General features: G+C 74.3%; 6 protein-coding genes. 4 read left to right on the top strand and 2 right to left on the bottom strand.

Annotation, left to right across the window (positions count from 1 at the left end; all coding sequences use genetic code 11):
* Positions 1-433 (top strand): tetratricopeptide repeat protein (locus ACWDCZ_RS37975; protein WP_449818313.1); only part of this gene is annotated, 433 nt, incomplete at its 5' end.
* Between the two features lie 109 nt (positions 434-542).
* Here ACWDCZ_RS37975 and ACWDCZ_RS37970 read toward each other — a convergent pair.
* Together ACWDCZ_RS37970 and ACWDCZ_RS37965 are read right to left on the bottom strand one after the other, a co-directional pair.
* A complete protein-coding gene (locus tag ACWDCZ_RS37970) occupies positions 543-878 on the bottom strand; it encodes a DUF5132 domain-containing protein (RefSeq protein WP_387830597.1) in 336 nt (111 codons plus the stop codon).
* A gap of 303 nt (positions 879-1,181) precedes the next feature.
* Positions 1,182-2,882, bottom strand: a complete 1,701-nt coding sequence (locus ACWDCZ_RS37965) for a DUF885 domain-containing protein (RefSeq protein ID WP_449818312.1) — start codon at positions 2,880-2,882, stop codon at positions 1,182-1,184.
* A 225-nt stretch (positions 2,883-3,107) separates the two neighbouring features.
* Here ACWDCZ_RS37965 and ACWDCZ_RS37960 point away from each other — a divergent pair, with 225 nt between their 5' ends.
* The 3 genes from ACWDCZ_RS37960 to ACWDCZ_RS37950 form a co-directional block, all read left to right on the top strand.
* Complete coding sequence (locus ACWDCZ_RS37960) at positions 3,108-4,691, top strand: ABC transporter substrate-binding protein (RefSeq protein WP_449818311.1); 1,584 nt, start codon at positions 3,108-3,110, stop codon at positions 4,689-4,691.
* An 11-nt stretch (positions 4,692-4,702) separates the two neighbouring features.
* Positions 4,703-5,671, top strand: coding sequence for an ABC transporter permease (locus tag ACWDCZ_RS37955; RefSeq protein WP_380775360.1), 969 nt, complete (start codon positions 4,703-4,705; stop codon positions 5,669-5,671).
* A 2-nt stretch (positions 5,672-5,673) separates the two neighbouring features.
* A partial coding sequence (locus ACWDCZ_RS37950) for an ABC transporter permease (RefSeq protein ID WP_449818310.1) occupies positions 5,674-6,608 on the top strand: 935 nt, incomplete at its 3' end.

Below are 6,608 nucleotides of genomic sequence, written 5' to 3'. Positions count from 1 at the left end.
GGCCGGCCTGGAGGAGCTCTGCGGCCCCGAGCACCCCGACACCCTCAGCTGCCTGAGCAACCTCGGCTACGCCCACGAGTCGGCGGGCGACCACCCGGCGCAGGATCCGGCCGACATCCGCGGCGGGCAGCCGCGGTTCGTGCCGGACGAGGACCCCACCGGTGATCGGGTTCGCCTGAGCCTCGGTGATCCCGGGGACGCGACGCAGCGCCGCCGCGAGGACTTCGGCCGTCCTCGGCCGTCCGAGGACCAACTTGACGTCCCAGCGCTGGCGGCCCGGAATGACCGAGCGCGGGCTCACGTCCGGATCCACGGAGCGGAATCCGGCTGCGGCACCCAGCAGAGATGGCATGTGTACGATCACCTGTTTGCAGAGGTCGCGAACGATCCGCCATCGGGCATGACGGAACACCGCGACGGAGCGGAATTCTGAACGGGCGGCCGATGCGGCCGGAAGGCCCTCGGCCGACCGCCGCGTGGACACGGCGCGCGAGTTCGATCGCGGTGTGCGTCCAGGCGGCGGGTCAGGACATGACGATGCGTCAGTGTGTCTTTCCGGCACCGGCGTTCGCGCGAATCTTCGGGGCCCTCGCCTCGGCGTCGCCCGGGGCGGTCGCCCCGGCCTTCTCTTCGAACGGGGCAGTGGCCTCCGCGGCGCGGTGGCCCTCACCGGAGGCGACCTGGGCCGCCACCACGTCGGCGGCCACCTCGGCCGCGAGGTCGTGGATGTTCTCGCCAGCCTCGTGGGCGGCCTTCTTCACCTCCATGACGATGCCGACGGACGTCTTGACGACACCGCGCACCAGTGGCTTGAGGAGGCGCTTGGCCAGCGGCGCGACGACGAGACCGATCAGGAACGGCGGAACTACGGGCGGCATGGTGTTCCCATCTCTCTACGCAGACGGATGACAGGGGATCCGGGCGCTTCGGACTCCGGAGCGCACACAGCAGAACGGACGGACGTACCCGCCTCGCGGGATGACCGGTTCCCCTCGCGGATTTCCCGCGGAACCGAAACTCCTCGCCGATGGGGTCCACCGCCCGATCCTCCGTCACCGTAGTCGAGTCGAGCTCACCAAAACCAAATGCTCCCAAGGGGATTCACTCGTGCGAGTGCAATCTGAACATAACCCAGAACGATCGCTTGTATGTACGCCAAGCAATTTGTCAGATAGTAATATTTATTGATCTGCTACGACCTTCAGCTCCCGCGCCACCCGCCGGCGCAGGGCGGGGAACGGCAGCGCGCCACCTCCCAACACCGCCTCGTGGAAGGCCCGCACGTCGAACCCGGCACCCCGGCCGGCCTCCGCCTCCGCCCGCAGCCGGACGAACTCCAGGTAGCCCGCGCGGTAGGAGAGCGCCTGCCCCGGCAGGTCCGTCGAGTACCGCAACAGGTCCGAGGCGATCTGGCCGTCCTCCTCCGTGGAGTTGGCGCGCATGAAGTCCCGCGCCCCCGCCAGGTCCATCGTCCCGAGGTTGAGCCCGGTGTCGACGACCAGCCGCTGCGCGGTGAACCGCTCCTGCGCGAGACGCCCGTACGCGTCCCACGGGTCCTCGTAGAGGCCCATCTCCCAGCCGAGCCCCGCCGCGTACTCGGCCCAGCCCTCGTTGAACGCGCCGAACTCCGCCGCCTCGCGGCGCAGTCGCGGCAGCGCGGCGTCCTCCGCCTGCCGGGCGAGGTGGAAGTGGTGCCCGGGCGCGAGCTCGTGGTAGATCAGGGAGGCCGAGCCGATCAGGGAGCGCCGGTCCAGGTCCGAGCCGTTGTAGCGGTAGCGCCCGACCGCACTGGCCGCGGTCGGGGCCTCGTAGTACCCGAAGGTCATCCCCGGCTCCAGCGCCGGATCCAACCGGGCCAGCCCGTACGGCGCGGCCGGCAAGGTGGCGAACCACTGCGGCAGCCGCGGCTCCAGCCGGTCGAGGTGGCCGCGGAACCGGGCCTCGACCTCCTCGGGCGTCCGGGCGTACAACCGGGACTCGGTCCGCAGCCGCTCGTGGAACCCGGCCTCGGTGCCGTGGAAGCCGAGGGCCTCGCGCACCTCCCGCATCCGCTCGGCCAGTTCGCGGCACTGGTCGCGGCCGAGCTCGTGCAGCCGCTCGGGCCCGGTGTCGCTCCCGGTGTGGGTCCGGACGAAGTCCCGGTAGGCCTCCTCGCCGCCCTCGTAGTGCGCCCACCCGACGTCCCGCGGCGCCCCTCCCGGGTACGCCGGGTCGTCGACGCACCCGAGCAACCGGTCGAAGGCCGGCGCCAACTCGGCCTCCACCAGCCGCCGGACACCGTCCCGGAGGCGTCCGCGCCCGGCCGGCCCGAGCCCACCGAACCGGTCGTCCGCCACCGTGACCCGGCGCCCGGCGGAGGACCGCAGGCCCTCGACCGTGGCCCGCACCCCGGCCAGGGCCGGCGCCGGCACCCGGAAGCCGCGCGCGGCCTGGCCGACCACCTTGTCGCCGATCGAGCCGACCACCCGCGCGAGGTCGTGCACCAGCGCCACGTACCGGTCGCCGTCGGCTGGTTCGGCGAATCGGAAGGCGCCCAGGACGGCATCGACGTACAGCGACAGTGGAAAGAGCCGGTACGGCGTGGCGGCGGGCGTCAGCCAGTACCACCGGTGGGCGCGCAACTCCTGTTCCGCCAGCGCCACGAGGACGGCCGCGGTGTCGGCATCGGCACCGGACAGCTCCGCACCGTCGAGCGGCCGCATCCGCTCCAGCACGCCGGCCGCGAACCGCTCCCGCTCCTCGGACTCGGCGAACGACGCCCCCGGCAGCGTCTCCACCGGGAGCCCCTGGCGGACCCGCAGCAACGGCTCCCGCTCCAGCAGGAACTCCCAGTAGCGGTCCGCCAGGTGGCCGACCTCACGGCCCGGATCGTTCGTCGTCATGTCGACACAGTGTGGCGATGGCGGACGGCCAGGTCACCCGGCCGACGGCGGACAGGCCCCGACACCCCTCGAAAGAGTGAACCAGGGGCACTCCGCCGCCGCGCCCCGCGCCCCGGCGCCCACCGCTCCCCACAAGGCGGGAGCACTGCGCCCCTTGAATCGAACACGCCTTTCCCCCATGTGAGTTGACTCGCCATCGCCAAGGCCCGGTGGCACCATGACGCCATGCTCCGTCGCCCCCCGCCGGCCGCCCTCGCGGCCGCCCTGACCGCTGCGGCCCTCACCCTCAGCGGCTGCGGCAGCACTGCCACGTCCTCGACGAGCACCCCCCTGGTGGACCGCGGGACCGTCCGGATCGCGGCGGCCGGCGAGACCCCGAGCTTCGACCCGTACTCCACCTTCGGTGCCTCCCAGGCCCGCTACGCCTACGACTCCCTGGTGAACGTCGCCCCCGACGGCACCCTGGTCACCGGCCTGGCCACGTCCTGGCAGGCCACCGCCACCACCGCCGACTTCACCCTCCGCCCGGGCGTCACCTGCTCCGACGGCACACCCCTCACCGCCTCCGCCGTCGCCCGGTCCCTCAGCTACGCGGGCGACCCGGCCAACCAGCTCGCCGGCGCCCAGACCGTCCTGCCGAACGTGCCGTTCACCGCCACCGCCGACGACACGACCGGCACGGTGTCCGCGACCACCACCGCCCCCTTCCCGTTCCTCACCCGCAGCATCGGCCTGCTGCCGATCGTCTGCCCGGCCGGCCTCGACCACCCCCGGTCGCTGGACCGCACCACCCAGGGCACCGGCCCCTACGTGCTCACCCGCTACACCCCCGGCGGGCCCTACGAGTTCACCGTCCGCGACGGCTACACCTGGGGGCCCGCCGGGGCGAGCACCGCGGAGCCCGGCCTCCCCGCGCGCATCGTCATCTCCGTCGTCCCCCAGGCCTCCACGGCGGCGAACCTGCTGCTCACCGGGGGCGTCGACATCGCGAACGTGAACGGTCCCGACCGCGGCCGGCTCACCGGCCACGGCCTGGCCGCCACCGACGTGGCCACCGTGGTCGGGCTGACCTTCTTCAACCAGCGCCCCGGCCGGGCCCTCGCCGACCCGGCGCTGCGCCGCGCCCTGGTCTCCGCCCTCGACCGCCAAGGGCTCGCCAACGTCGCGGTCGGCGGCACCGGCCGCCCCGCCACCGACTTCGGGGCCGAGGGCGGCGTCTGCCACGCCGACCTCGCCGACGCCAACCTGCCCGCCCAGGACGGCGCCGAGGCCCTGCGCGCGGCCGGCTGGACCCGCTCCCCCGGCGGCCCGCTCACCAAGGACGGCCGGGCGCTGCGGCTCCGCCTGATCACCAGCCCCGACCTCGGCCCGACCCTCACCTCCGTCGCCGAGCTGATGGCCCGGCAGTGGACGGCGCTCGGCGCGCGGGTCGACCTGGTCAGCGAGAGCCTGCCCGCCCTCGTCAACGCCATGTACCAGAGCGCCGACTTCGACGTGGTGGCCGGCACCTCGCCGGGCTTCGCCCTGCCGGTCGGCTTCATCCCCTTCTTCTCCGGCCCCACCCCCGCCCAGGGCCTCAACTTCGCGGGCGTGCGCAACCCCGAGTACGACGCCCTGGTCGCCCAGGCCCTCCGGGAGACCGACACGACGGGCTGCGGCACCTGGAACCGGGCCGCCGCCGCGCTCTTCCGCGCGGCCGACGCCCTGCCGATCGCCGACGGCCGCAGCGGCGTGTACGGCCACCGCACCACGTTCACCACCACCTTCGGCGGCCAGCTCGTCCCCACCAGCATCCGCCTCCACCAGTGACCGGGGCCACCATGTCCGTACCCCGACTGCTGCGGCACCCCTGGACCGTGTTCCTCGGCCGCCGCACCGTCCGGCTGCTCCTCTCCCTCGCGGTCGTCCTCACCGCCTCGTTCGCGATGATCCGCCTCGTCCCCGGCGACCCGGTCCGCGCCGCGCTCGGCGTCGACGCCGCCCCCGCCCTGGTCGCCGCCCGCAGGCACAGCCTCGGGCTCGACGCGCCGTTCCTGTCCCAGTACCGGCACTACCTCGGCGGCCTCCTGCACGGCGACCTCGGCACCTCACTGACCACCGGGACACCGGTCGCGGAGCTGGTCCGCACCCGGCTGCCGGCCACCCTGGAGATCGCCGGGCTGGCCTTCCTGGCCACCCTCGCCGTCGCCCTGCCCGGCGGCCTGCTCGCCGCCGTCCGCACCCGCGACGGCCGCCGCCCGCGCACCGAGCTGGCGTTCACCGCCGTCACCGCCGGCCTGACCGGGGTCCCGGACTTCGTCCTGGCCGCCGGACTCACCGCGCTGCTGGCCGTCGGCCTCCAACTCCTCCCGGTGGCCGGTGCGGCGGGTGTCGAGTCCTTCGTCCTGCCGGTCCTCGCCCTCTCCCTCGCGCCCACCGCCGTCCTGCTGCGCATCGTCCGGGTGGAGGCGCTGAAGGTGCTGGACGAGGACTACCTGCGCACCGCCCGGAGCAAACGGCTGTCCCCCGCGCGGTACTACCTGCGGCACGCGGCACCGAACACGGCCACCGCCGCGCTCACCGTCGCCGGGAGCCTGCTGCCCGGCCTGATCGCCGGCACCGTGCTGGTCGAGAAGGTCTTCGCCTGGCCCGGCATCGGCTCCGCCATGGCGCAGTCCGTGGTCGCCCAGGACTACCCGGTGGTCCAGGCGATGGTGCTGGTGCTGGGCACCACCGTGCTGCTCGCCGGCCTCCTGGTCGACGTGCTGCTCGCCGTGCTCGACCCCCGCTCGGCGATCAGGGAGATGTGACCATGAGCCTTCCGTCCGGCCTCCGGCGCTCGCCCATGGCCTGGGTCACCGCCGTCATGCTGGCCTCGCTCGTCCTGCTCGCGCTGGTCGGACCGCTGGTCTGGGGCGCGGCGGCCGACCGCCCGGACCCCTCGGCGGTGCTCCAAGGGCCCTCCGCCGGGCACCCGTTCGGCACCGACAACCTCGGCCGGGACCTGCTCGCCCGGGTCCTGGCGGCCACCCGGCCCTCCCTGCTGCTCGCGCTGGCGGCCGTCCTGCTCGGCGCGAGCGCGGGGGTCCTGCTCGGGGCCTCCACGGCCGTGCTCGGTCGGCGTGCCCGCCGGCTGACCGCCGGACTGGTCAACCTCCTGCTCGCCTTCCCGGCGCTCCTGGTCGCGATGTTCCTCGCGGTCGTGTTCGGCGCGGGCGCCGCCGGGGCGATGCTGGCCCTCGCGGCCGCGGGCGTCCCCGGCTTCGCCCGGCTCGCCCAGACCCTCGCCGCCGGGGTGGCGGGCACCGACCACCTGGCCGCGGCCCGGGTCCTCGGCCTGCGCCGCCTGCGGCTGCTGTGGCGGCACGTCCTGCCCAACATCGCCGAGCCGCTGCTCCTGGCCACCACCACGGCGGCGGGGACCTCCCTGGTCGCCCTCTCCGGGCTGAGCTTCCTCGGCCTGGGCGTCCAACCACCCGGCTACGACTGGGGACAGCTCCTCAACCAGGGGCTCGACCGCGTCTACGCCGAGCCGCTGCCCGCCCTCGCACCCGGTCTGGCCATCCTCTACGCGGCCCTGACCTTCCAACTGCTCGGCGAGGTCCTGGCCGGGAGCGTCGCCCGGCGCGGCCCGGCGCCGCGCACGCCCGTAGCTCACCCCCTCTGTGTTCCTCAACCACCGGCCGGGCCTGGCGATCGACGCCGAGGGGCCGGACGCGCAGGTGGTGCTGGTGTTCGCGGCCCCGC

The sequence above is a fragment of the Kitasatospora sp. NPDC001225 genome (assembly GCF_053597855.1).
Note: the sequence above shows the minus strand (reverse complement) of the source record. Positions and strands in the feature narration are given on the sequence as shown.

What these genes read in the sequence shown, in the direction of transcription:
- ACWDCZ_RS37970 (WP_387830597.1), bottom strand. Translation starts at nt 878, where the DNA reads ATGCCGCCCGTAGTTCCGCCGTTCCTGATCGGTCTCGTCGTCGCGCCG.
- ACWDCZ_RS37960 (WP_449818311.1), top strand. Translation starts at nt 3,108, where the DNA reads ATGCTCCGTCGCCCCCCGCCGGCCGCCCTCGCGGCCGCCCTGACCGCT.
- ACWDCZ_RS37955 (WP_380775360.1), top strand. Translation starts at nt 4,703, where the DNA reads ATGTCCGTACCCCGACTGCTGCGGCACCCCTGGACCGTGTTCCTCGGC.
- ACWDCZ_RS37965 (WP_449818312.1), bottom strand. Translation starts at nt 2,882, where the DNA reads ATGACGACGAACGATCCGGGCCGTGAGGTCGGCCACCTGGCGGACCGC.